The sequence below is a fragment of the Avibacterium sp. 20-132 genome (assembly GCF_023611925.1).
In the GTDB taxonomy this organism is placed as follows: domain Bacteria; phylum Pseudomonadota; class Gammaproteobacteria; order Enterobacterales; family Pasteurellaceae; genus Avibacterium.
The window spans coordinates 2,476,328-2,502,822 of the sequence record NZ_CP091456.1 but is presented as its reverse complement, the minus strand read 5'-3'; the positions used below and the strand labels follow the sequence as shown (position 1 = coordinate 2,502,822).

At 40.6% G+C, this 26,495-nt stretch carries 21 protein-coding genes, 1 pseudogene and 1 riboswitch; of the genes and pseudogenes, 11 read left to right on the top strand and 11 right to left on the bottom strand.

Annotation, left to right across the window (positions count from 1 at the left end; genetic code table 11):
* Positions 1 to 120 precede the first annotated feature (120 nt).
* On the bottom strand, positions 121 to 897 hold the full coding sequence (locus L4F93_RS12090) for a TOBE domain-containing protein (RefSeq protein WP_250350467.1): 777 nt from the start codon (positions 895 to 897) through the stop codon (positions 121 to 123).
* 162 nt (positions 898 to 1,059) lie between these two features.
* Here L4F93_RS12090 and modA point away from each other — a divergent pair, with 162 nt between their 5' ends.
* The 3 genes and pseudogenes from modA to modC all read left to right on the top strand — a co-directional run.
* A complete protein-coding gene (gene modA, locus L4F93_RS12085; protein ID WP_250350466.1) occupies positions 1,060 to 1,824 on the top strand; it encodes a molybdate ABC transporter substrate-binding protein in 765 nt (254 codons plus the stop codon).
* 15 nt (positions 1,825 to 1,839) lie between these two features.
* Positions 1,840 to 2,562, top strand: coding sequence for a molybdate ABC transporter permease subunit (gene modB, locus L4F93_RS12080; protein WP_442778830.1), 723 nt, complete (start codon positions 1,840 to 1,842; stop codon positions 2,560 to 2,562).
* Positions 2,549 to 3,226, top strand: a pseudogene (modC, locus tag L4F93_RS12075) (molybdenum ABC transporter ATP-binding protein); the annotation flags it as partial. The gene modB and the pseudogene modC, both read left to right, overlap by 14 nt.
* Positions 3,227 to 3,327: 101 nt before the next feature.
* On the opposite strand, the gene tehB reads toward modC, so the two are convergent.
* A complete protein-coding gene (tehB, locus tag L4F93_RS12070; protein WP_250350464.1) occupies positions 3,328 to 4,188 on the bottom strand; it encodes an SAM-dependent methyltransferase TehB in 861 nt (286 codons plus the stop codon).
* A 232-nt stretch (positions 4,189 to 4,420) separates the two neighbouring features.
* Between tehB and nrdR the strand changes: the two genes are divergently transcribed.
* From nrdR to yfbR, 4 genes are read left to right on the top strand one after another with little or no spacing between them, the layout of a single operon-like run.
* Positions 4,421 to 4,870, top strand: a complete 450-nt coding sequence (gene nrdR / locus L4F93_RS12065) for a transcriptional regulator NrdR (RefSeq protein WP_250350463.1) — start codon at positions 4,421 to 4,423, stop codon at positions 4,868 to 4,870.
* Position 4,871: 1 nt separating this feature from the next.
* Complete coding sequence (gene ribD / locus L4F93_RS12060) at positions 4,872 to 5,990, top strand: bifunctional diaminohydroxyphosphoribosylaminopyrimidine deaminase/5-amino-6-(5-phosphoribosylamino)uracil reductase RibD (protein ID WP_250350462.1); 1,119 nt, start codon at positions 4,872 to 4,874, stop codon at positions 5,988 to 5,990.
* 51 nt (positions 5,991 to 6,041) lie between these two features.
* A complete protein-coding gene (gene degS / locus L4F93_RS12055) occupies positions 6,042 to 7,058 on the top strand; it encodes an outer membrane-stress sensor serine endopeptidase DegS (protein ID WP_250350461.1) in 1,017 nt (338 codons plus the stop codon).
* A complete protein-coding gene (yfbR, locus tag L4F93_RS12050; protein WP_250350460.1) occupies positions 7,059 to 7,661 on the top strand; it encodes a 5'-deoxynucleotidase in 603 nt (200 codons plus the stop codon).
* 61 nt (positions 7,662 to 7,722) lie between these two features.
* Here the strand turns inward: yfbR and L4F93_RS12045 are convergent, their stop codons facing one another.
* From L4F93_RS12045 to L4F93_RS12025, 5 genes are all read right to left on the bottom strand, one after another.
* On the bottom strand, positions 7,723 to 8,364 hold the full coding sequence (locus L4F93_RS12045) for a DUF1919 domain-containing protein (protein WP_250350459.1): 642 nt from the start codon (positions 8,362 to 8,364) through the stop codon (positions 7,723 to 7,725).
* A gap of 9 nt (positions 8,365 to 8,373) precedes the next feature.
* On the bottom strand, positions 8,374 to 9,624 hold the full coding sequence (locus L4F93_RS12040; protein ID WP_250350458.1) for a multifunctional CCA addition/repair protein: 1,251 nt from the start codon (positions 9,622 to 9,624) through the stop codon (positions 8,374 to 8,376).
* An 18-nt stretch (positions 9,625 to 9,642) separates the two neighbouring features.
* Positions 9,643 to 10,245, bottom strand: a complete 603-nt coding sequence (locus L4F93_RS12035; RefSeq protein ID WP_250350457.1) for a TIGR04211 family SH3 domain-containing protein — start codon at positions 10,243 to 10,245, stop codon at positions 9,643 to 9,645.
* 113 nt (positions 10,246 to 10,358) lie between these two features.
* The gene (locus L4F93_RS12030) at positions 10,359 to 11,621 is read right to left on the bottom strand and encodes an inorganic phosphate transporter (RefSeq protein WP_250350456.1); all 1,263 of its coding nucleotides are present in this window, start codon (positions 11,619 to 11,621) and stop codon (positions 10,359 to 10,361) included.
* A 27-nt stretch (positions 11,622 to 11,648) separates the two neighbouring features.
* Positions 11,649 to 12,329 carry a TIGR00153 family protein gene (locus L4F93_RS12025; protein WP_250350455.1) on the bottom strand — a complete coding sequence of 227 codons (681 nt, stop codon included), beginning with the start codon at positions 12,327 to 12,329 and terminating at the stop codon, positions 11,649 to 11,651.
* Positions 12,330 to 12,487: 158 nt separating this feature from the next.
* Here L4F93_RS12025 and L4F93_RS12020 point away from each other — a divergent pair, with 158 nt between their 5' ends.
* From L4F93_RS12020 to L4F93_RS12010, 3 genes are all read left to right on the top strand, one after another.
* Positions 12,488 to 13,594 (top strand): CYTH domain-containing protein, encoded by a 1,107-nt coding sequence (locus L4F93_RS12020; RefSeq protein WP_250350454.1) that lies wholly within the window; start codon positions 12,488 to 12,490, stop codon positions 13,592 to 13,594.
* Positions 13,587 to 14,963 (top strand): DNA repair protein RadA, encoded by a 1,377-nt coding sequence (radA, locus tag L4F93_RS12015; protein WP_250350453.1) that lies wholly within the window; start codon positions 13,587 to 13,589, stop codon positions 14,961 to 14,963. The genes L4F93_RS12020 and radA overlap by 8 nt, the downstream gene beginning before the upstream one ends.
* Positions 14,964 to 15,113: 150 nt before the next feature.
* Entirely contained in the window at positions 15,114 to 19,928 is a 4,815-nt protein-coding gene (locus L4F93_RS12010) for a S6 family peptidase (protein ID WP_250350452.1), read from the top strand.
* 155 nt (positions 19,929 to 20,083) lie between these two features.
* Here L4F93_RS12010 and L4F93_RS12005 read toward each other — a convergent pair whose 3' ends face one another.
* From L4F93_RS12005 to thiM, 4 genes are read right to left on the bottom strand one after another with little or no spacing between them, the layout of a single operon-like run.
* Complete coding sequence (locus L4F93_RS12005; RefSeq protein WP_250350451.1) at positions 20,084 to 21,304, bottom strand: NRAMP family divalent metal transporter; 1,221 nt, start codon at positions 21,302 to 21,304, stop codon at positions 20,084 to 20,086.
* Positions 21,305 to 21,967, bottom strand: coding sequence for a thiamine phosphate synthase (gene thiE / locus L4F93_RS12000; RefSeq protein ID WP_250350450.1), 663 nt, complete (start codon positions 21,965 to 21,967; stop codon positions 21,305 to 21,307).
* Positions 21,960 to 22,781 carry a bifunctional hydroxymethylpyrimidine kinase/phosphomethylpyrimidine kinase gene (gene thiD, locus L4F93_RS11995; protein WP_250350449.1) on the bottom strand — a complete coding sequence of 274 codons (822 nt, stop codon included), beginning with the start codon at positions 22,779 to 22,781 and terminating at the stop codon, positions 21,960 to 21,962. The genes thiE and thiD overlap by 8 nt, the downstream gene beginning before the upstream one ends.
* Positions 22,782 to 22,794: 13 nt before the next feature.
* Positions 22,795 to 23,604 carry a hydroxyethylthiazole kinase gene (gene thiM / locus L4F93_RS11990; RefSeq protein WP_442778821.1) on the bottom strand — a complete coding sequence of 270 codons (810 nt, stop codon included), beginning with the start codon at positions 23,602 to 23,604 and terminating at the stop codon, positions 22,795 to 22,797.
* Positions 23,605 to 23,739: 135 nt separating this feature from the next.
* A riboswitch (TPP riboswitch) is annotated at positions 23,740 to 23,834 on the bottom strand.
* Between the two features lie 183 nt (positions 23,835 to 24,017).
* Between thiM and L4F93_RS11985 the strand changes: the two genes are divergently transcribed.
* Positions 24,018 to 26,471: a DNA internalization-related competence protein ComEC/Rec2 gene (locus L4F93_RS11985; RefSeq protein WP_250350448.1), complete on the top strand. Its 2,454-nt coding sequence runs from the start codon at positions 24,018 to 24,020 to the stop codon at positions 26,469 to 26,471.
* Positions 26,472 to 26,495: the final 24 nt, after the last annotated feature.

The window sequence follows — 26,495 nt, the reverse complement described above, 5'->3', positions numbered from 1 at the left end:
GCAATAAAGCAAGCCTATAACGTGCCATCTTATTTCAAAATTTGAAAAAATATACCGAAAATCGCAAAATCAAAATGAGGCAGGGCAGTTAGCTAAATAGGCTATTTAGCTAACACAATGCTAGTAGAGGGTGAGTAAAACGATTTGTTCAGGATCAATATAGCAAAAGAGTTTATCACCTTGTTGGAAAGAGGAATGTTCGTCAAGGCTAGCACAGCATTCTAATTGCTCATTTAGGGTGAAAATTGCTTCATTAGTGTGATTTTGATGGTTGATATGGGATAAAAGTGCGGTGAAAATATTACAGGTTTTTTGCGGTTTTTTAGCGAATAATTTTACCCAAGGCGCTTTGATCATTAGCATTACTTCTTTACCTAAATGAAGCTGTAAACGTACCGCACTTTGTGCGGTGATAAAGGCAATAATAGGCTGATCGAAATGGGGAAGTTGGATTTCCACAGCGCAATGATTGTCTTCTTGTGTTAGGCTTTTCACTGTACCAAAAAACTGATTTCTGGCACTACTTTGCAAAGAAAAACGCGCCGTAGCAGTCAATAAACTATCAAGGGGAATTTGTTCATCTTGTAGAATTTGAAAGGCTTTTTGTTGTGTTTCTTGCAATAGATCGTAGAGTTTTAACAATCGCTTGGCATAATTTGTCAGTGTTGTACCGCCACCATTTTTTCCACCTGTATTACGTTCTAGTAAAGGCATCTGGCTGAGGCTATTCATTGCTTCAAGATGATCCCAAGCACTTTTATAACTCACGTTGGCGTTTTTTGCTGCTTGGCTGATAGAGCCAGATTCGGCAATTTCACGTAATAAACGCATTCGTTTTGGATCAACAAAAAGCTGTTGTTGTAATTTTATACTGAGCAATACTTCACTATTTAACATTATTCCCCTCAAATTCCCAATAGAGTTTGTGCTAGCGCTGTTTATTTTGATACCGTTGAAATCAAGTAAAACTATTTTACGAGAAGTTCTCTTTTTTATGTAGCTTTTATTTTTTAAATCGTTATATAATTTATTTTATATTGATAACTAAGGAGTATCCCAATGCTAAAACTTAAAACATTTCTTTGTTCAACTTTATTGGCTTGTTCATTATTTTCACTTTCTGCGCAAGCGAAGCTGACTATTTTTGCCGCTGCTTCTATGACAAATGTATTAGAAGAGGTGAAAACGCAGTATTTAGCAACTCACCCTAAAGAAGAAATTGATTTTTCTTTTGCCTCTTCTTCTGTATTGGCGAGACAAATTTCACAGGGTGCGCCAGCGGATATTTTTATTTCTGCCAACCAAAAATGGATGGATTTTTTAGCGGAAAAAAATGTGATTGAGCCAAAAAGTCGCGTGAATTTAGTGCAGAATAGTTTGGTTATGATTGCCCCGAAAAACAGCCGATTAGCGCAGATTGATGTACAAAATGCTCAGTGGCAAGGTGAATTAAAAGGTAGCTATTTGGCAGTGGGGGATCCATCACACGTTCCTGCTGGGAAATATGCACAAGAAGCCTTAACAAGCTTAAATCAATGGCAAGCGGTTGAAAATAAACTTGCCAGAGCCAATAATGTGCGTGCTGCATTAGCCTTAGTTGAACAAGGTGAAGCCCCTCTTGGGATTGTATATGGCACAGATGCAGCGGCAAGCCAAAAAGTGAAAGTGGTGGCGGTTTTCCCTGAAAATTCTCACGCGGCGATTGAATATCCTGCGGCAATTGTGGTTGGGCATAGCAATCAGGAAAGTGTTGATTTTCTTGCCTATTTGCAATCAGAAGAGGCGAAAAAGATCTTCCTGAAAGCTGGATTCGTAGTCAAATAAAAGGGTACGATGCAAATGGATTGGCAGGCCTTTTTTCATTTTTCCTCAGCTGAGTTGAATGCCATTGCATTAAGTGTCAAAGTGGCATTGGTGTCAGTGTTGGCTGGATTGCCTTGCGCAATTTTGGTGGCTTGGTTGCTAGCGCGCAAAGATTTCTGGGGAAAATCCTTGCTCAATGGCATTATTCATTTGCCTTTAGTTTTACCTCCTGTGGTGGTTGGTTATTTATTATTAATCGCAATGGGGCGAAATGGCATTATCGGGCGATATTTATTGCAATGGTTTGATTTTAGCTTTGGCTTTAGTTGGTATGGCGCCGCATTAGCTTCTGCCATTGTCTCTTTCCCACTAGTGGTACGCTCGATTCGTCTAGCTATTGAAAATGTGGATTTCAAACTTGAGCAAGCAGCACGCACTTTGGGATCATCAGCCTTGAAAACATTTTTTACGATCACCCTACCACTTGCTCTGCCGGGGATATTGGCAGGGATTGTGCTTGGTTTTGCTCGCTCATTAGGCGAATTTGGGGCAACCATCACCTTTGTTTCAAATATTCCAAAAGTAACCCAAACCATTCCTCTTGCAATGTTTTCTTTTATTGAAACACCGGGTGCAGAAAGTGCAGCAGCACGCTTATGTTTGATTGCTATTGCAATTGCCTTGATTTCTTTACTGATTTCGGAATGGTTAGCAAAATATACACAAAAACGCTTGGGGCAATCTGATGTTAGAAATTAATGTACGCACACAATTAGGCAAAATGACTTTTGCGGTAGATTTACAGTTGCCCACGCAAGGGGTTACCGCATTATTTGGCTTGTCTGGTTCAGGGAAAACCACACTGATTAATTTAGTGAGTGGTTTGTTGCAACCTGATGAAGGCTATATTCGTTTGAATGGGCGAGATTTAGTTAATACAGAAATGCAACTTAATCTTCCACCTAATCATCGTAATGTGGGCTATGTTTTTCAGGAAGGCAGATTATTTCCTCATTATTCGGTAACAGGCAATTTACGTTATGGAATGAAACAGAAAAATACCGCAGAGTTTGATCGTATTGTGCAACTTTTGGGCATTGAGCATTTACTCAAACGCTATCCGATCACCTTATCAGGCGGTGAAAAACAGCGTGTTGCGATTGGGCGCGCATTGCTCAGCCAACCTGAAATTTTGCTGATGGACGAACCCCTTTCCGCCCTTGATTTACCGCGCAAATTAGAGTTATTGGATTATCTAGATAAACTCGCACAAGAAATTGCGATTCCTATTTTATATGTTACTCATAGCCTTGAAGAATTAGCACGTTTAGCTCAACAAGTGGTGCTGTTAGATCAAGGTAAGGTAATCGCCTATGATCAATGGAAAAATTTGCGAGATAGTACATTACTAGCCCTTTGGCGAGAAAGAGAAAAATAAAATAGGGCAGAAAACAAGTGCGGTGAAAAAATTCAAAAATTTCCACCGCACTTCTGGTGTTATTGCTTTTTCTTTTTATGGTTGGTTTATTTTTTCTTTGCCAACATTGTGACAAATTTCATTTTAATGCGGTTGCCATTTTCATCTGTTTTGTGAAGTTCGCCCATTTCTTCTTGATATTTAATCAATTCCCAATTTTGATAATAATTTTTCAGTTCACCTTCTTTGAAAGTGAAAGAGAATGGCATTGGGCAAGGCACATCATCAGTACTCATTGCAGCAACAATGAGATTATAACCGCCAGCATTTGTGTGCTTTTGCATATTCTCAATAATCGCAGGAATGGCATTGCGATCAAGGAACATAAATACCACCGTAGACAGAATAAAATCGTAATTTTCCTGAATATTGGCGTCATTGATATTATAAAGTGCGGTTTGAATATTCAGATTTTCTTTTTCCGCCGTACTGGTTAGAAAAGCAAGGCTATTTTCGTTGTGATCCCAAGAAGTAACATCATAGCCAAGCAGACTTAAAAAGAGCGAGTTGCGTCCTTGTCCGCAACCAAGATCTAAGACTTTGCAAGGCGGAATGATTTCCACCGCACTTTTCACCTCAGAATGCGTTGGGGTCATATTATATTTTTTGCTGAAATAATCTTCTTTTTTACAATAAAATGCTAAATAACATTCCAGATCATCTGAAGCGGCTTCCACGCGGTGCCATAGTTGCGGTTCAACAAAAGGCGTGTCATCTTGCGCAGTGAAAATATGCTCACTCACTACGTCGCCTTGTTCGGTTAAAACATAAAATTTTAGTTTGCCTTGTAGCACGGTAATTTTGCCCCAAGTTCCAATTTTCGTGTTATGTTTTTCTTGGAACATTTTTGGCAGACTTTCTTTGTTCCACACAGGCATTTTTTTGTAGCAAATTAATTCATTTTTCATTGTCTTTCTCCAAAGATAAAATAGTTGAGTAATATAGTAGGGAATTAATATATATAAGGCAATAAGACAACAAAAAAAGTTATAAAATACCTGCGTAAGATCATTTTTTGCCGTATAAAGATCGTAAAAAAAGGTAAATTTTGCTACAATTCGAGCCTTTATAACAAAAATTTTATGCTGTTTTAGCCATTAAAATGGGAAATACCATTTAAAAAGGGGATTGAAAGAATTTATGCGTTGTCCTTTTTGTTCAACAGAAGAAACGAAAGTGATCGATAGTCGGTTGGTCTCCGATGGCTTTCAGGTTCGCCGCCGCCGTGAATGTGGGCATTGTCACGAACGTTTTACCACCTTTGAAATTACTGAACTCGTGATCCCAAAAATTATTAAAAGTGATCAATCGCGCGAACCTTTTGATGAAGAAAAACTCCGTCGTGGTATTCTGCACGCCTTAGAGAAACGTCCAGTAAGTTCTGATGATGTGGAAAAATCCATTAACCGCATTATTCATCAACTGCGTGCCACAGGAGAGCGTGAAGTGCCAAGCCATTTTGTCGGGCAACTGGCAATGAATGAGTTAAAAAAATTGGATAAAGTCGCCTATATCCGTTTTGCCTCCGTTTATTTAAGTTTTGATGACATCGATCAATTTACCAAAGAAATCGAAAGCCTGAAGGATTAATATGCAATCATTTTCTCAACAAGATCAGCAATTTATGCAAATGGCGTTGGATCTCGCCAAGCAAGGACGTTTTACTACCACGCCAAATCCTTCAGTGGGCTGTGTTTTGGTTAAAGAAGGGAAGGTGATCGGTAAAGGCTTCCACCTTAAAGCAGGGCAACCACACGCCGAAGTAATGGCATTGCGTGAAGCTGGAGAAAATGCACTTGGTGCAACGGCTTATGTTACCCTTGAGCCTTGTTCTCATTTTGGTCGTACGCCACCTTGCGCCAAAGGATTAATTGAAGCTGGGGTAATAAAAGTGATTGCCGCAATGACCGATCCCAATCCGCAAGTTGCTGGACGTGGCTTGAAAATGCTTGAACAAGCCGGCGTGCAAACGGAGGTCGGATTGTTGGCAGAGCAAGCAGCGTTGCTCAATCAAGGTTTTCTCACAAGAATGTGTCGCAATCGTCCTTTCGTACAACTGAAAATGGCGATGAGCATTGATGGACGGACCGCAATGGCAAGTGGCGAAAGTAAATGGATCACCGGTGAACTGGCACGCCAAGATGTGCAGCAATATCGGGCAGCAGCAAGTGCCATTCTTTCCACAAGTCAAACGGTATTAATGGATAATCCGATGTTAAATGTACGTTGGGAGCAACTTCCTTTAGCGGTTCAACAACAATATCCTGATAGCGAACTTCGCCAGCCTGTGCGGATTATTTTAGATAGCCAGCATCGAGTTACGCCAGAATATCAGTTATTTCAACAACCTACGCCTGTTTGGTTAGTCAGTTCAACGGCAAGAGATATGCAAGGTATGCCCGATTTCTGTCAGACAATACATATTGAAAAAAAGGCGGATTTTTTCACCGCACTTTTAACGCAGTTAGCAGACCAACAAATTAATACCTTATGGGTTGAAGCGGGCGCACAATTAGCCGGTGCTTTGATTGAAGCAAAATTGGTGGACGAGCTGATCATTTATCTTGCACCTAAATTATTGGGCGATAAAGGGAAAGGACTTTGTCAATTACCGCATCTCCAAAAATTAGCTGATGCACCACAATGGCAATTACAATCGGCAACACCGATTGGTGAAGATTTAAAATTAATTTATCATCCAAAAAATTAAGTGAAAGTAAAGAAACCAGCAAATCATACAACGAATACGAAGAGAATAAGAATGTTAAGAAAGCTTATCCAATCGATTATCATCGGTTTACTTGCCGCTGGCGCAATTTTGTTAATTAGCCCTTTCCTAAAGCAAGATCAGCCTTTGTTTCAAAAAGCGATCCTTTCTTTTAAAGATGCGGTTCGGGTTGCTTCGCCTGCGGTCGTGAATGTGTACAGTCAATCTTTTACTTCGATGAGTGGACAGCCACAGATTACCAATCTTGGCTCGGGCGTGATAATGGTGAAAGACGGGCATATTCTCACCAATAAACACGTTATTCAAAATGCCGATCAAATCGTGGTGGCAATGCAAAATGGGCGAATTTTTGAAGCCAGTTTGATCGGCTCAGACAACCTTACCGATTTAGCGGTACTAAAAATCCGCGCAGATAATTTACCCACAATTCCTAATACCAAGCGTAAATTGCACGTAGGTGATGTGGTGCTTGCCATTGGTAACCCTTATAACTTAGGGCAAAGCGTATCGCAAGGCATTATCAGTGCGTTGGGGCGCAATGCGGTAGGCGATTACATTGGGCGACAAAATTTTATCCAAACTGATGCGTCCATTAATCGCGGTAATTCAGGTGGTGCATTGATTAATTCCCTTGGTGAATTGGTGGGCATTAGCACATTAAGCATTGGTAAAAATGCCAATGAAATTGCGGAAGGGTTGAATTTTGCCATTCCCATTGATCTTGCCAATGATGTAATGAAAAAAATTATCCGTGATGGACGTGTGATTCGTGGCTTTCTTGGTATTCAAACTGACGTCTTGCTTAGTGATGAAACGAGCAGTAAAGGCATTGAAATTACGAATGTGAAAGAAAACAGCCCTGCTGCCAAAGCCGGCTTACAAGCGGGGGATATTATGCTGCAATTTGGCGATATAAAAGCAGAATCACCGGCACAAATGATGAATGTGATTAGTAATACCAGACCAAACACCACCGTGAATATGGTGATTTCTCGTCTTGGCAAAGTGATGACTTTGCCAGTTACCATTGAAGAATATACGGAGAACTAAATGTCCTTTGAACGCTTACAACCGAGCCACTTCTTTGCCTGTTTGGATCGCTTAAAGCTCATTCAGCGTTGGTCTTTAATGCGTAATATTGAAAAAGAGAATTTAGCGGAACATAGTCTACAAGTGGCGTTTGTGGCACATATGTTGGCTATCATCAAAAATAAATTTTATGCAGGTCAGCTAAATCCTGAACGCATTGCCGTATTGGCAATGTATCACGACAGTGCAGAAATTTTTACTGGCGATTTACCCACGCCAATTAAATATTTTAATGACAGCATTACCCAAGCCTATAAACAAATTGAAAGTGCCGCAGAATTTCATTTATTGAGTTTACTCCCTGAAGAATTGCAACCTGATTTTGCGCCTTATTTACATAGCGAACAATTTTCTGCTGAAGAAAAACACATTGTAAAACAAGCCGATTTACTTTGTGCTTACATCAAAGCGAAGTTTGAATTGGAACAAGGTAATCAAGAATTCTCTTCCGCGAAAGTACGGTTAGAAGCATTAATGGCGGAATGGCACAGTGAAGAAATGACATATTTTATTCAAGTGTTTATCCCAAGTTTTGGACGTAGCCTTGACGAAATTGCGTTGTAAGAGTTCAGTTAAAAAGTGCGGTAAAAAATTTAACAAAATTTTACCGCACTTTATTTTTATCCTAATGTGATGAACGTTTCTCGTTTTTGTGTTGGTTAAACCAAGCGAGATAATCAAACTGATCATAATAGCGTTTACCGCTCCAACCTGAATAAGCAAAAAGATCGCCCACACAATCTTGTTGTTCAAAGCCTTGAATGTAAAAAGCGGAAGGCATTGCTGGGTAAGGTTTATGTGTAAATACCACTTTGTTTGGATAAGGCAGGGCATCAAAGGCGTCGAGATCTTGTTCTGTACAGCCATCACGATCGGTCATAATAATAAAAAGATTTTCAAGATCAATCCGTTGTGAGCGCTGTTGCCATTTTTCTTGGGCTTGCTGTGCATTGGCATAATGCATAAAGTGAATTTTTACATCATCTAAATAAGCAATCGGGTAAGGTGATTGCGCTACAAATTGCAAGGTTTGTTGCTGATAATGTTCAATACGCTGTAAATAGCGAATAAAATCTTTGGGTTCAAGATATAAATTTACAAAAGGCGAATTAAACGGTTGTGCTAAATCGTGCAAAATAAATGCACCGTTACAATTACTGGCTATTACCGTCATTCCTTTATTTTTCAATCCATTACGCATTTTGGGATTAATAAACAGTTTGCGTAACAGGGCATTGTATTTGTTTTTGAGTAAAGAGAATCGCATCGTATTTTCCTATTCTTGCGAATATGCTTTTTTAGCTTGCTCAATGGCTTTTTGGCGGCGTTTGTTTAATTCTTCACGGATTTTTTCTTTTTCAAATCCATCTCTAATCACCTGTTGTACATCAACCTGAAGCGCTGCTTGATACAGTTTAAGTAGGAAATCCGCTTGTGGGTAATCCACCTGTTCAAAGCCCTTGCGACCTTTTGCATCTGCTTTACAAACAAGTAACAGTTGTTCAAAACGTTCTGCTTTACGCCATACGTCTAACTTATTGAATAATCTAACAATAGTGGCTGGGCGTAAGTCAAATGCGCGGTGAATATTGGTATGGGTTTCGCACACAAGACAAGCCAGTTCTTTGATGTAGCCGGGGACTTTTAAGCGATTACATAGGTTTCGGGTTGGTATTATTCCGTTGTGTTCGTGTCCAATATGACGAGGAAGCATATCTTTGGGGGTGAGGGCTTTGCCTAGATCGTGGCAAATTGCGGCAAAACGTACCGCACTTTTTTGTTGCTTGTTGCTCTTTGTCGTCAGTAAGCTTGCTTGGTGTAATACCATCATTGTATGGATAAAACTATCCACTTCGGGGTGATGTTGCACTGGGTTTGGCACACCGTAAAGGGCATTTAGCTCTGGGAAAAGCACCGATAATGCGTTGATTTTTCTCAAAATCTCAAAATAAATTTCAGGATTTGGGGTTTGTAAGGCTTTTTCTGTTTCTAGCCATACGCGCTCTGTGGTGAGATGAGAAAGTTCACCTGAGAGCGTGATTTCTTTCATTAATTGAATGGTTTCAGGCGCAATTTGAAAGCCTAAATAATGGTAACGTGCAGCAAAACGCGCCACTCTTAACACCCGTAAAGGGTCTTCTGCAAACGCTGGGGAAATATGACGGAGTAGGCGATGATTCAAATCATTGACACCACCATAAGGATCGTGCAAATTGCCTTGGCTGTCTTGGGCAATGGCATTAATCGTCAGATCTCGGCGGATTAAATCTTGCTCGAGAGTTATTTCTGGGCTGAAATCACAAATAAATCCCGTGTATCCTACACCTGTTTTTTTTTCCGTGCGTGCTAGTGCATATTCTTCTTTGTTTTTCGGATCAAGGAAGACGGGGAAATCTTTCCCGACTTGAATATAGCCTTGTTGCAGTAGCTCTTCGGGAGTTGCACCAATCACTACCCAATCTTTGTCTTTAACAGGGAGATTAAGTAGTTGATCGCGTACAGCACCGCCGACTAAATAAATTTCCATTTTGCTGAGAGGATTGGGTTATGCCCAGCCATCACGGCGGCGACGTTTCGGCATAATGAAAGGAAGAATTAAGCCAAGTAGCAAACCTACGCCTAGCACAGAACCGCCGTAGATAAACCATTGAATGGCGATTTCTCGCTTACCTGCATCAAGCATTGCTTCTAAATCACGGTTTTTATTTTTGGTGATTTCAAGTTCACGGTTGAGCTGGGAGTTTTGTTCCAAGAGTTGGCTACTTTGTTGCTCAGCTTGTTTGGTTCGGCGTTGCATTTCACTCGTGCGTTGTTGCCAGTCCCCATCTAATTGATTGAGTTTTAAAGTTAATTCTTCAATTTTGGCTTTTAATTTGGGGTTTTCATCTTTGCTACTTGGTGTGCTAGAAAGCTCAGATGTTAAGATCCACGCTTCACGATTTTTACTATCACGAATGAGCGTGTAGCGATCTTTTTGGTTTAGTACGGTAACAGGCTCGCCTGAGCGGATTGCCCCGGCAATTTTAAATTGATCGCCAGCCCCTTTGCGTAAAAAAGTTGAAAGGTTTTCCGTTACATAACGTGTTTCTGCCTGTGCAAATGGCACAGAAAGAAAGAATAAAAACAAGATTTTAGTCATTTTTTGCATTACAACACCTTGAAAACGAGACAATAAAAAAGTGCGGGAAATTGTACCGCACTTTGCTTTCATTCACAAAATCTTTGTCTTATTTTATGTGGTTTTACGCTGCTTTACGTCAATTAGATAAAAATGGCGTGCAACACATAGTAAATCAAAATGGCAAAGAATGCCCCCGCTGGCAAGGTGATCACCCAAGAGGCGATAATATTGCGAATTACTGTTAAATTCAACGCAGCGATACCTCGTGCAAAACCGATACCAAGAATGGCACCAACAAGGGTTTGCGTGGTAGAAATGGGTAACCCTGTTCCTGAGGCAAGCACTACCGTGGTTGCCGTGGCAAATTGGGCAGAGAAACCGCGGCTTGGTGTGAGATCGGTGATCCCTGTTCCAATGGTTGCCATTACTTTGTAGCCCATAATGATTAAACCTAGTGCGATCCCCGCCGCTCCTAAGGGAAGAATCCACCAAGCAAGCGGACTTTTCGCCATAATTTGACCGCCATTATCTACAATCGACACCACGGCAGACAAAGGTCCAATGGCATTTGCCACATCGTTTGAACCGTGCGCGAACGCCATTGCACAGGCGGTGAGTAGCATTAAAATGCTGAACACTTTTTCTACCGCACCAAAGGTGCCTGATTTTACGGTTTGATGGAACTTTTTGCTGCGGAAATAGAAATAGCTTGCCACCACAGAAATCGCACTAATAGCTAATGAAATAAAGAAGGTTTCGCCACCTGTTAAATGTAAACCAACGTGCTTTAAGCCTTTTATCATTGTGACGACGGACAAGATAAAGATAGTTAGCCCCATATAATATGGACCATATTTTTGTGCATTGCGTAACGGTTTTTCTGTATCAAAAATCAGTTTTTGAGTGCTGAAGAAAATACCATACGCCACCACACCAGCAATCACAGGGGTGATAAACCAACTGCCAACAATATTGCGGATAGCTGACCAGTCAATAGAATTTGGGCCAACAGTAATTAAACCGAAACCGATAATCGCACCAATAATGGTGTGCGTGGTGGAAACTGGCCAGCCCATTCGTGAGGCAATAAGTAGCCAGATTCCTGAAGAAAAGAGGGCGGCCATCATACCTAACGCTAAAATTTCTGGCGTTGCGGTATATTCCATTGCATTGAGTACCCCACTTTTAATGGTTTCAGTCACTTCGCCACCCGCTAAATAGGCACCAGCACATTCAAAAATCATTGCAATAATAATGGCTTGCTTGGCAGTAATTGTGCCTGAACCTACGGATGTTCCCATTGCATTAGAAACATCGTTTGCCCCCACACCAAATGCCATAAAAAAGCCGAAAGCTGCGGTGATGATCACTAATAAAGTGCCATAATGTTGAATAACTTCCATAGTATTATTCCTATGTTGCTTAAACAATTATGAACGAGCTAACATTAACTCAATTCGTGAACCTACGCGCTGGGCTTGATCAGCAAGCACGCCAATCCATTCCAGGATTTTGTATAAAAACATTGCGTCAATTGGGTTGAATTGATCTTCCATAGCACGCAAAATTAAGCGTAATTTAATTTGCATTTGATCCGTATCATCTTCAATCTCATCAAGAGTTTGGATCATTTTATTAACAAATTGCACTTCACGCCCTTTGAAACCCGTTTCAAGCAAGCCGTCCATTTCATCAATAACCAGATGAGCTTGCTCCGCCGCATCAATACTGCGTGCCACATATTTCATAAAATCTTCTTGCATTTCAGGTGGAAAAGCGCATTGACGCCCTACCATTCTGCCGGCAATATCTTTGGCATAATTAGCTAATTTATCTTGTTGTGTAACCAGTTCTAATAAATCAGTGCGTTCAATTGGCATAAACAAACCGCGTGGCAGCTTTAAGCGAATTTCGCGTTTCAAACTATCAGCTTGGCGTTCTGTCTCCGAAATTTTTTGGCGCAATTTCTCTGCATTTTCCCAATCACCTTGGAAAGTGTAGTCAAAAAAGGGAATGAGATATTTACAACAATCAGTTACCTTAGCAGAATGACGCGCTAAGGGCTTTAATGGGGAATGGGCAAATAATCCTAAAATATTATTTACAGCCATAAGATAACTCCTTCTAGGGGTTAGGTTGAAAAATTTTTATGCATTGCTCTCTTGTTTAAGCCTATGCGCGCGTAAAATACACTATATTTCATCGAAAAAACAAGGAATTTATTAGATAATATGAAAAAACTTGATTAAGATTGGAAGGAATAGACAAAATGAGTACAGAAATTGAATTAAAACTACTAATTCCGCCGTTTCGGTTAAATTCATTCAAGCAGAATTTGATAAAAAGTGAACCGTGCGCTCATCAGCACGCTTTTTTAGGGAATACCTATTACGACACCGCAGATAAATTTTTTGCTCAGAACCAAATGGGCTTGCGTGTTCGCAAAGAAAATCAACAGATTACCTTAACCTTGAAAACAAAAGGAAATACCATCGGTGGTTTACATATTCGCCCTGAATATAATTTTCCACAGCAAAATGAAAGCCCAAACCTCGCTCAATTAGTGGAAGATTATGATCTTGAACCAAGTTGGAAAAATCTTGCATTACAGCCGATTTTTGCGACAGATTTTGAGCGAGAAACTTTTTTAATTCGCACCGCACTTTCTGCAGGCATTGTCACAGAAATTGAAGTGGCAATCGATCAAGGCAGAATTATTGCAGGTGATAAGCAGGCAGAAATTTGCGAAGTAGAGTTTGAGTTAAAGCAAGGTAATATCGCGGATTTACTTAATTATGTGCGCGCCTTAGGATTAGAAAACGGTATGCGATTAAGTGCCATTAGCAAAGCACAACGGGGTTATGCATTGGCAGAAAATTATCAGCCTAAAGCACAAAATTGGCTAGACAAGTGGCGCGATTTTTTAAACTTCGCCCAAGGTGCGGGCAATTTTTCACAAAAATTAGCCGCACTTTTTCAACTTGAACAAAACTTAATTGAAGAAACTTTTTCCTTAGGGCAAGTTTATTTTGCGGAAGATTTTTTACGTACAGTGGAACGAATTGGTGCATTTTTTAACCTGTATTATTTTTATACAGAAAATGGTAAGTTATTGGAAAATGCCTTTAATCAACAAGGGTTAAACGACACCCTTAAAACTGACTGGCTAGCGTTGGTGGAAAGCAGTCAGCAATGTTTAGCAGAATGCAAACAGCTTATTACACAGCATAGTGAAAGGAAAAATAATGCTGAAGTCATCGCACAATTATTTGATTTCTTACAATCGGCATTTTATTTACAACGAATGTTAAATCTTATTTCGCTGACTTATCTTGAAACACATTTTGCGGAAAATTTGGAGGAAAAGAATGGCTAAAGCAAAAACGGCTTTTGTATGTAATGATTGCGGGGCGGAATATGCACGTTGGCAAGGACAATGTAATGCGTGCAAATCTTGGAATACCATTACGGAAATACGTCTTGCGCCTGCAAAATCGAGCAGAGCTGATCGCTTTAGTGGTTATGCGGGAGAAACACAAGCCAAAATTCAAACTTTATCGGAAATCAATTTACAAGAAGTCCCTCGTTTTCATAGTGGTTTTTATGAGCTTGATCGTGTATTAGGCGGAGGAATTGTGCCGGGAAGTGCGATCTTAATTGGCGGACACCCGGGGGCAGGGAAAAGTACACTCTTACTACAAGTGATGTGTGGTTTAGCACAAAATATGACCGCACTTTATGTGACAGGGGAAGAATCTTTACAACAAGTTGCAATGCGAGCCAATCGTCTTGGGCTACCGACAGATCGCTTAAAGATGTTATCCGAAACCTCGGTAGAACAAATTTGTCATCTTGCCGATCAACTTAAACCGCAAATCATTGTGGTGGATTCTATTCAAGTGATGCATCTAGCGGATATTCAATCCTCACCGGGAAGTGTTTCTCAAGTACGAGAATGTGCCGCTTTTCTTACGCGTTATGCCAAAACTCGCCAAGTTGCCATTATTATGGTGGGACACGTTACGAAAGACGGCACGCTTGCAGGGCCAAAAGTCTTGGAACACGCCATTGACTGTTCACTTTTATTAGAGGGGGAGGCTGATAGCCGTTTTCGTACCTTACGTAGCCATAAAAATCGTTTTGGCGCGGTGAATGAACTCGGGGTTTTTGCAATGACAGAACAAGGCTTACGTGAGGTGAAAAACCCCTCAGCCATTTTCTTAAGTCGTGGCGAAGAACAAACCGCAGGCAGTTCAGTGATGGTGCTATGGGAAGGAACTCGCCCTTTATTGGTTGAAATTCAAGCCTTGGTAGATCATTCAATGCTCGCTAATCCTCGCCGTGTTGCCGTGGGGTTAGAACAAAATCGCTTGGCATTATTACTGGCTGTATTGCATCGCCACGGCGGTTTGCAAATGTCTGATCAAGATGTTTTTGTTAATGTGGTTGGTGGAGTAAAAGTAACGGAAACCAGCGTCGATTTAGCCTTACTTCTTGCGCTTATTTCCAGCTTCCGCAATCAGCCATTACCACGTGATTTAGTGGTTTTCGGTGAAGTGGGATTAGCAGGAGAAATTCGCCCGGTACCAAGTGGTCAAGAACGGATTTCTGAGGCAGCTAAGCACGGATTTAGCCGTGCTATCGTTCCCTTTGCCAATAAACCTAAAAGTGCGGTGAAAAATATGCAAGTTTTTACCGTAAAAAAACTGAGTGACGCCTTGGCGATTCTAGATGACTTTGATTGAATGGTGATGAAATCAGTGGGAAGAGGCGATTGAGGGCATTTTTTACAGATTAAATGGCTAATAATGATGTTGTTTAATAAATAATCTTGCTATACTTCGCCACCCTGATTTTAGCTATTTATAAAACCTGTTATTGTTGAATAAACTATTATGATGAAATTAACTCCTACTTTCTGTTTTCCTATCCCTTTCCGTTATTCCCGAATTGCACTTTTAATTGCTTCTTGTGCAACACCTTTTGCACAAGCGTCTGTTGTCCGTAGCGATATTGATTACCAATATTTTCGTGATTTTGCTGAAAATAAAGGCAAATTTATTGTGGGGGCGAGTAATATTGCGATTTTCAATAAAGAAGGGCAGGAAATTGGGGTAATGATGAAAGATATCCCAATGCCTGATTTGCGTGCAGCAAATAGGGAAACGGGGATTGCAACGTTAATTTCACCACAATATATAACCAGCGTAACCCACAATGGGGAATATCCGAATGTTTCCTTTGGAGGTGAAGACTATAATCCTGATTCTCATCATTATTTTTATGAAATCGTTGATAGAAATAACTACCCTTATCCTGTTAATGAAAAAAAGGTAGATTACCATATTCCTCGTTTACATAAGTTAGTGACTGAAGTTGTCCCTGCTAATGTGAATGATGCGGAACAAACGCGTGCGGTTTATACGGATACTTCACGTTTTCCTATTTATGTTAGGGTGGGTTCTGGTACACAATTTATTCGTTACTCAGATAAGAAAGATGATCTCAAACAAATTGCAGGCCCATATGTTTATTTAACTGGCGGTGCAGCTATGATCATCAGTGATGTTACAGATGGGAGGAAAGTAGGCGATTTTATTGAAAGAAGAATGGCTTCTAATGGCTGGACTAGCCTGTTTAATGATAAATACGGACCTATGGCTACTTATGCAAGAGGAGGTGACAGTGGTTCAGGGATATATGCTTTTGATAAGCAGAAGAATCAATGGGTATTGAGTGGTGTACTAAATTTTGAGAGTGGGGATAATTTTAATACCAATATTTGGACATTACCAATTTTAGGATTCATTGCAGAAAAAGAAAATGAAGATCTCGCAGGGAGCATTTCTAATCAGAGAGCAGGAGACATTTGGCAATGGCGTGTATCAGAGAATAGTAGTTTTATTAGCCACTCAACGAATGCTTTACCCGTAGCATTAAAAGATCAGAAAGAATCAAACATCCAAGCTGCTAAGAATGCGGGGAAAAACGTTAAGTTTGGCGGTGTTGATGGAGGCGTTTTAATCTTAGAAAATGATATAAATCAAGGAGCTGGCGCTCTTTATTTTGATAGTGATTTTACCGTTAAACCTAAAGCGAACCAAACTTGGTTAGGGGCGGGGGTTTATATTGCGAAAGACAAAACTGTTACTTGGCAAGTTGCTAATCCAAAAGATGATCGTTTATCTAAGATTGGTGAGGGAACCTTACTTGTTAAAGGGAAAGGGGTAAATCTTGGAGATATTAGTATTGGGGATGGTACGGTTATTTTAGCTCAAGAGGCTGATGACGAAGGAAAGAAACAGGCGTTTAATCAAGTGGGAATTGTGAGTGGGCGTCCTACCGTAGTTTTGCAGAGTTCGGATCAAATTGATCCTAATAAATTGTATTTTGGTTTTCGTGGAGGTCGATTAGATCTTAATGGAAATGCATTAGTTTTTGATCGTATCCAGAATGTAGATGAAGGGGCAATGATTGTTAATCATCATTTATTGAATCCAGCTAATGTGACGTTGAAGGCCTCTCTTTCTGATTCATTCGTGATGGGGCATAAACCTACTGATGATGGCGATTTTTTTGAGTTTTATAATCTATTTGAGCGAGAGAACCAATATTTTCGTCCAAAAACGCCAGCACAAGAAAGAAGAAGAAATAAAGGCGCGGCCTCTTTCCCCTATTTTGAAGAGGAACGAGCAATTAGTTACTTTTGGGAATATTTAGGTACAGATAAAGAAAAAGCGATCGAGCAACTGCGTTTAAAACAAAAATATCTATTCAGTTATAGTGGTTTTTTTGGTGAAAAAGATAAAACGAAACACAATGGTAAGTTGAATATTCATTATTCTCCAGATGTTCCCAAAGCTATTTACCAATTTACTGGTGGAATGGCATTGAATGGGGAATTATCAATTAATAATGGTGAATTAATTTTATCCGGTAGGCAAACACCTCATGCCAGAGATTTTTTGAATAAAAAAGAGGTCATTTTTGATGATGATTGGATAAATAGAGATTTTTCAGCAAATACGATTTCTGTTACTAATCAGGGTATTTTCACCGTAGGACGTAATGTTTCTTCTCTTTCAGCTGATATTAACGCAACAAATAATGCTGTATTAAATCTAGGCTATCAGCCAACGCAAAAAGTGTGTCTGCGTTCTGATTATACTGGAGAGGTAAGCTGTGATACGCCAACCTATAATGAGAACGTATTAAATACTATTCCAAGAACTCAATTTACCGGTGATGTTACGCTGTCTGAGCAAAGTGCCTTAAATTTAGGAAAAACAGATTTCATTGGGGCGATTCAAAGCGAAAATACAAGCCAAACAGTATTATCAAAAGAGGCTCATTGGAAATTGACAAAAAATAGCACGCTAGGAAACTTGACGTTAGATGAAGGCGCTCAAGTTACATTGAGCCAAGAAAATAAACCATTTAATACCTTAACGATTAATGGTGATTTAAGTGGAAAAGGGAAATTTTATTACCGCACTAAGTTTTCAACGCGAGAAAGCGATCAGGTTGTTGTTAATGGACAAGCATCGGGAGAGCATACCTTAGTTGTCAATGATGCGGGCAGTGAACCAGAACGTAGCAAAGCCCGCCTTACATTGCTGACAGCGAATGGTTTATCAGATAATTTATCTGTCACCTTGCAAAATAACTATGCTGATATAGGTACTTATCGTTATAACTTAATTAAAGAAGGTAATGCTTTCCGCCTATATAACCCAATTGTAGAAAAACAAATTGAGCAAGAAGAACGTCAAGCCGCGGAAGAGCAAGCGCGTCGTGAAGCAGAAGTAAAACGTTTAGAAGAAGCGCGTAAAGCCGCGGAAGAACAAGGTCGCCGTGAAGCAGAAGCCAAACGTTTAGAAGAAGAGCGTAAAGCCGCAGCGGAAGAGCAAGCCCGCCGCGAAGCAGAAGCAAAACGTTTAGAGGAAGAACGTAAAGCCGCGGCAGAAGAACAAGCCCGTCGTGAAGCCGAAGCAAAACGTTTAGAAGAAGAACGTAAAGCTGCAGCGGAAGAGCAAGCGCGTCGTGAAGCAGAAGCCAAACGTTTAGAAGAAGAGCGTAAAGCCGCAGCGGAAGAGCAAGCCCGCCGCGAAGCAGAAGCAAAACGTTTAGAGGAAGAACGTAAAGCTGAAGCGGAAGAGCAAGCCCGTCGCGAAGCAGAAGCAAAACGTTTAGAAGAAGAACGTAAAGCCGAAGCGGAAGAGCAAGCCCGCCGTGAAGCCGAAGCAAAACGTTTGGAAGAAGAACGTAAAGCCGAAGCGGAAGAGCAAGCTCGCCGTGAAGCAGAAGCAAAACGTTTAGAAGAAGCACGTAAAGCCGCGGCAGAAGAACAGGCTCGCCGTGAAGCGGAAGCAAAACGTTTAGAAGAAGCACGTAAAGCCGCAGCGGAAGAGCAAGCTCGCCGTGAAGCAGAAGCAAAACGTTTAGAAGAAACACGTAAAGCCGCAGCGGAAGAGCAAGCCCGCCGCGAAGCAGAAGCAAAACGTTTAGAAGAAGAACGTAAAGCCGTAGCGGAAGAGCAAGCTCGCCGTGAAGCAGAAGCCAAACGTTTAGAAGAAGAACGTAAAGCTGAAGCGGAAGAGCAAGCGCGTCGTGAAGCAGAAGCAAAACGTTTAGAGGAAGAACGTAAAGCTGAAGCGGAAGAGCAAGCGCGTCGTGAAGCAGAAGCAAAACGTTTAGAGGAAGAACGTAAAGCTGAAGCGGAAGAGCAAGCGCGTCGTGAAGCAGAAGCAAAACGTTTAGAAGAAGAACGTAAAGTCGCAGCGGAAGAGCAAGCTCACCGTGAAGCCGAAGCAAAACGGTTAAAGCAAGCTGAGTTAGTGAGCCGTGTATCAAATACTGGATTATCAGAGCTTTCGGCTCAAGTGAATGTGGTGCTTGAAAAAGATCAGCATTTAAATCAGCGCCTTTTCCAAGCTGGCAGCCAGCAAGCTCAACTATGGACAAATGTTGGTGTTCAAAGAGGTGATTATCAGTCCGATAATTATCGTCATTACGAACAATATAGTTCCTATACTGAATTAGGTGCAGAAAGTCCGTTGAATGAACAAGGTATAAGTGTAGGCGCTATGGTATCCCATACACGAGCTAATATGAATTATGATCAAGCAAGCGGTAAGCTTAGATATTCTCAAGCAACGCTCTATGGCAAAATTCAAAATAGTAAAGGCTTATTCGCCGCTATTGATTTAGGGTATGGACGTTCTAATAACCAGATTACGCTAGATAGCCATTCAATTAAATTTAAGCGTAATATATTTGCTGCGGGGATGAGTTTAGGCAAAAAATGGGATTTAGGATATATGGATCTTAATACCTTGTTAGGCTTAAGGTATCACCATTTTACAAAAGCACATTACACATTAGAGGATGCAAGCATTGATTCGCCATCATTAGATTTAGTGAACTATTATGCTGGAGCGGAATTGTCAAAAACTTGGTCTTGGGAAAGTGTTTCGATTACGCCAAAATTGGCACTGTATTATTTTGATGCGAGCCGTAAAACATTCGATCACGCAATAATGGTGAACAATAATCGGTTGGTGCAACAATTTAATCGTGGTTGGCAATATCAAACAGGGCTTGATTTCGGTGTTGGGGTATTCTCAATGGGAATGACATTTACCTATGAAAAAAGCCAAGAGGCGGCAAATAATAGATTAGTTGATTTGAAGGTGACTTATAAATTCTAACTTGTCGCGATGATCGCTGTTTCAATTTAATCTAAGACGAAGCAATGCAGCAAACTGGCATTAATAACACGGTGATGTAGTGCAGGCGTAGTTTAAAATGGAATGACGATGGATTAAAAAATGCCCCTTTTGGGGCATTATTTTTAGCCTAATCTTTATAGTTGAATGAAATAGATAATAATCATAATGACTAAATAGCTCAATCCCAACCAAGCCAACCTTATTAGCATTGGATTAGGTGAGAGTTGTTTTGCTAGACTGAGGTTTAGCCACGCAAAAATAGGGGCTGATAGGAAAGAAGCCGTCATTGCAAAAGGGATCATTTTACCGATAGCGCCACTAAAAAATTGAATAATAATGAAACTCGCAAAACAAGCCGCTAACATAAAATAACGTAATCCTTTTTCATTATTAACATCTGTTTGTGCGCCAAATTTGAGTAGCTGAATTGTTTGTTGATTGCAACGAGAATAGCCATCAACAGCAACAATTGTGGTGCCATAAATACACACAAATGCGATAAGCGCAATAAACCAACGGCTCCATTCCCCAATGCTTAGTGCATACATTTCTACAAATAAATGAATAAATTTGCCACCGCTAAGGGGGGGAATGGTATTACCATATTGAATTAATGCGCCAAGTGCCATAAACATTAAAGCTAACACAATGGTTGTGAGATAGCCGATATTAAAATCTAATTGATGATGTTTTTGATAATTTGGCGTTAATCGTCTTTTTTGTACCACCCATAATGAACTGGCAATACTGAGTTCCATTGGGGCAGGCATCCAGCCCATTAATGCAATTAAGAACGGTACGGCAGCGAGACTCCACGCATCAGGTGGAACAAAATCAGCCACTGGTGGCGATGTTTGTTTAGTAAAAGCAAGCACCAACGCAATGAGGGTGATTACGGAGAGAAGTAGCATAATGCTTTTTGATACTTTATCTAATCGCTGATATTGGCGATAAAATAAGATCACTAAAAAACTCACTAATACAATAATGTTAAGACTATTGAGATCAATAGAAAAAGGAAGTAACATAGCCAATAGTACGGCAGAAAGTAAGGTTCCACCTGCAATATTCACCACTGTTGCAAAGAGATTAAATAATAGGAATAACCATAAGTACCCTTTACCTTTTTCTGCATAGCCTTGCAATACGCTTTTATTTTGCGTTGCACTATAATCAAATGCAAAACGGAAAAAGGGGTATTTAAGTAAATTTACTAAAATAATTAATCCAGCTAATTGATAGCCATAATATGCGCCAGCCTGTGTGGAGGCTATAATATGAGAGCCACCAACACAGGAGCAAGCCATAATCACACCCGGACCTAAATTACGTAATAGAGAAAGGTTTATTGTCATTTATTCACCTAGAATTGCTTTTACTGTTAATGCGACATCTTCCGCTTGCATAATGGTGGAGATCACGGCAACGCCATCTGCACCGTTTTGTAGAAGTGGTTTCACGTGAGGGGTTTTTATGCCACCAATGGCGACTAATGGCTTAGTAATTCCTTGCTCACGCAAATATTGAACAAAATTAATGCCGACATCTGGAGCCGCGTCAGATTTTGAAAAAGTTGGAAAAATAGGACCGCACCCATAATAATCAACGCCATTGAAATCATTATGTTGTTGTGCTTGTTGCAAGGTATTGACCGATAAACCGATCAGCATTTTGCCTTGAATTTGTTGAGCAAGCTTATCTACCGCAAAATCTTTTTGCCCAACGTGAATGCCGTCAGCCTTCAATTTTTCTGCGAGTGCGACATCATTATTCATAATAAAAGGCACATTATATTGTTGGCATAATGCCTGACATTGGCGAGCAAGCTGTTCAATTTCCGTTGGATCTTGCAATGAAAATTGCCCTTTTTCACGAAATTGATAACAAGTAATACCGGCTTTTAACGCCTGTTCTAAACGATCTAACAAGGTTTGTTGTGGATTGTTGGCATATTGTGGTAGATGACGGCAATCTTGTGTGCCGGCCACCAAATAACAGCGTAAAATGTGTTTATTCATAATTTTTTTGCTCCTGTGAATAGGCCCAGTGATTCGTTGGGCCGTGTCCGTGTCCGATATTTAAAGGGTGCGTTATGGCACTTGTGATAAACGCTTTGGCCGTTTTGCAGGCTTGCTCTAAAGATTGTCCTTTTGCGAGTTCAGCGGTTAAACAAGCGGAAAACGTGCAGCCTGTGCCGTGTGTGTGTGGCGTATTAAAACGCGGACTTTCCAAAATAAAAGATTGCGTTGGCGTGAAAATAAAATCTTGGCATACTGTGCTTTTTGAATCTTGTTGATGACCACCTTTTATAATCACTGTTTTTGCACCCATTTGTTGTAAATGTTCAGCAATTTTCTGGATACTATGCTGATCTTCCGCTTTCAATCCAGTTAATGCTTCTGCTTCGGGTAGGTTGGGGGTTAGCACATCGGCTAAGGGCAATAACTGCTCACGCATTGCATTGATTGCCGATTGTTCCAATAAACTAGCGCCTCCTTTAGCGATCATAACAGGATCTATCACAATATTAGGAATCGGGTGTACCTTTAAAAATGTGGCTACGGTGTGAATAATTTCCGCAGTGCCTAACATACCGAGTTTCACCGCATTGGGCGTGAAGTCTGCGATAATCGCATTCAGTTGCGCTTCAATGGTTTTAGGCGGAATTAAATGAATATCGGTTACCCCTAAGGTATTTTGTGCGGTAACCGCAGTAATCACACTCATACCAAATACATTCTGCATTTGAAAGGTTTTTAGATCTGCTTGAATACCCGCACCACCGCCACTGTCTGAGCCGGCAATTGTAAGGGCTTGTGCAATATGAGCCATTTTTTCTCCTTATTTATGCTGATTTCTCTATGCTAACTCGTGCAAATTGTGCCACTTGCTGGTCATTCAATTCGCCAAGTGAATCTAAAAGTGCGGTGTAAAATTGCCCATATTTTGTTGGCGCAAGATGTTGTGCCGCTAATTCTCCTGCTACGGCATAAGCTGTACAGGCTTGTACGACGGCCTCAAAAGGAGAATGCGGGTTAACCGCCAAAAATGCGCCTAACACTGCGCCGAGTAAACAGCCCGATCCTGTGATTTTAGGAAACATTGCCGTTCCATTATGAATAGTGGCTAATTGCGTTCCATCACTAATATAATCCACCTCACCACTTACTGCGACAATACATTGATAACGTTGCGCAGCAAGCATTGCAATTTCGCCAATATTGCCATCACCTTGTCCCGCATCTACGCCTTTCGCCGACCAATTTACGCCAGCTAATTGAGCAATTTCGCCAGCATTGCCACGAATAGCAGTGAATTTTACCTTGTTAAGTAATTCAGCGATTACGTCCTTGCGATATTGCGTTGCGCCGACCCCGACCGGATCAAGCACGACGGGAATACCAGCTTGATTTGTGGCTTGCCCTGCCGCCAACATCGCTTTCACTTTAAAGGGATCGAGTGTACCAATATTAATAGACAAGGCGGCACTGAATTGAGCAAGATCGGCCATTTCTTCTTCCGCATCCGCCATAATCGGCGATGCACCTAAAGCGAGTAGCCCATTAGCCACATAATTTGCCACCACAATATTCGTAATGCTATGAATTAACGGGTTTTTTTGACGGATTTGTTCTAACAAATTGAATTGCATCATATTCTCCTATTATGCATAAGAAGGGAGTAAAAAATAAAATACCAATGATAAAAGTAGATTTTTATTCATTGATAGGAAATAAAAAGTAAGAAATTAGGGAATAAAACAGAAATAGGGTGCGGTATAAAATTAGACAAGTTTTCATAATAAGTTTCCTACGTCAGTGCTAACTGGATCAGGTTCAACGGGTATCATCTCAGCTACTTAACGTAGCACCCCGACTATTAATGCTTTTCACTCTACAAAGAAATGAGGAGAAAGACAATATTAATCGTCATAATTTTTTTATTCTTTAATAAATATTTTTAATTTTGCGAGCAAGATCGCAAAAATGATTTAAGGGCATTGCGAAAGTGCGGTGCTTTTTTCATAGTATTTTTATTTGTCATCGTAAATGTGAACCTTATGTTGGAATGAAATTTTCGCTCAAATTAGATGTGATTTTATGGCTGATTATTGGGGCAGGCTTGAGTTTACTTTATGTCCCGAAAGCCCTATTAATGAACTTACATTTAATGTTTTGGCTTGTGGGAAGTGGAGCATTGGCAGTCTTGATTGCCTATGCTTTTACTTATTACAACACGGCAAAATGCCTCATTTATGGGGTGATTTTTGTGTTGAGTTTAGGGTATTTTCATTTCCAAGCGAATCAGCTTTTGAGCCAAGCAGAACAGCTTGCCCGTGTAAATAACCACATCAGCACGCCAATCAAGATCGAGAAAATTTTACATCAGCAAGATTATCAAACGATTATTGCCACAGCGAGATTAGCAGAAAAGTTGCCCGAACAGCGTATTTATTTGCAATGGCAAAGCAAGAATAACAGCGTTTCAGATAGGAAGATTGAAGCAGTTAAAGTAGGGCAAATTTGGCAGGCAGAATTATTGCTTAAACCTTTAGCAAGCCGTTTAAATCAAGGCGGTTTTGAACGGCAAAAATGGTATTTTTCACAAGGCATTAGCGCCTATGGCAGAGTAAAAAGTGCGGTAAAAATTACGGAGAATTTTTCTTGGCGCGAGCGATTATTGCAAGTCAGTTTTCAGCAGACCCAAGGTTTATCTATGCAAGGACTGTTACTGGCATTGGGTTTTGGCGAACGAGCGTGGCTTAACCCTGAACATTGGCAAATTTATCAGAAAACAAATACAGCACATCTCATCGCAATTTCTGGTTTGCATATTGGCTTGGCGATGTTGCTCGGTTTTGCTCTCGCAAGAGTAATGCAGTTCTTTTTACCCACTCACCGAATAGGGGCGATTTGGCCATTATTATGTGGGATTTTGATTGCGTTAATTTATGCTCAGCTAGCTGGATTCTCTATTCCCACCTTAAGAGCATTGCTTGCCTTATGCTTGGTTTGCGTGATCCGAATGCTACGCTGTTATTATACCGCTTGGCAGTATTTTCAATGGGTGGTGGCATTGCTTATGCTATGGGATCCAATGATGTTACTTTCCGTCAGCTTTTGGCTTTCTGCGGGCGCGGTAGCGAGCTTGATTTTATGGTATCAGCTTGTTCCTTTCGATTGTATTAAGTGGCAAATTTATCCGATTAAAAATGTGTGGGTGAAGAAACTAGTGCGCTGGATTTTTTCCTTATTTCATCTGCAATTGGGGTTGCTATGTTTATTTACCCCTATTCAGCTTTATTTTTTTCACGGAATGGCTTTATCGGGAATGATAGCAAATCTTTTCGCTGTGCCATTGTTCAGTTTCTGTCTTGTCCCAATGGTGCTGTTTGCAGCATTGAGTCAAGGGGCATTGGGTTCGTGGCAAGGGGCAAATTGGCTTGCAGAATACCTCACCGACTATCTGGCACAATGGCAAGGATATTGGTTGAATATATCTCATAAGCAAGGGCAATGGATTGTGATTCTATTACTTGGTTTAGGATTACTTTATGTTCACTTTTTGCAGTATTTTCAGCAAAATTCACAGCTAAAAGTAATGAAAAAACCGATCTTAGCGGTAAAAAAGAGCATTTCACTTAATGCAGAAAAATTGCCCAATCCGCGATTTCTGCAAAAAATGAAGTTTATTTTTATGGGCTTGCTTAGCATAATGCTGATCAATTTAGGGTGGCAAGGGATAAATACACCTAAATGGCGGTTAGAAACCCTTGATGTCGGGCAGGGCTTGGCTACCTTATTGGTGAAAAATCAGCGTGGTATTTTATATGACACTGGAGCAGCTTGGCGTAATGGCAGTATGGCTGAGTTAGAAATTTTGCCTTATTTGCAACGACAAGGCATTGTGCTAGACAAATTGGTTTTGAGCCACGATGATAATGATCATTCAGGGGGCGCAGAAGCGATTTTACAGGCATTTCCAGAGGTTGAATTAATGGCGTCTTCTCGAAAAAATGCGTCAAAAAAACACCGCACTTTTTGTCTTCAAGGAAAACAATGGCAATGGCAAGGATTAACTATTACTGCGCTTTCACCGCAACAGATCCGAGATCGTGCAGAAAATCCAGACTCTTGCGTACTGTTGATTGATGATGGGCAATATAAGGTGCTTTTAACAGGGGATGCGGACAGTCAAACAGAGCGCCAATTTGCTGATTTAGCTGGAAAAATAGAGATATTGCAAGTGGGACATCACGGCAGTAAAACCTCTAGCAGTGAATATTTTATCAAAACAGTACAACCGAAAATTGCGTTGATTTCTAGTAGCCGTGGCAATCCGTGGCATTTTCCTCACTCAGTGGTTTTAGAGCGTTTAAAGGCACAACAAAGTGCGGTGTATAATACCGCTGATTTTGGTCAGATTAGTCTATTGTTCTTCCCTGAGCAGATAAAAATTCATACCGTAAGATCGGAATTTTCCCCTTGGTATCGGGGATTAATTGGCTTGTTGGCAAAATAAAGGTAAAATGGCAAAGTTTTTTAA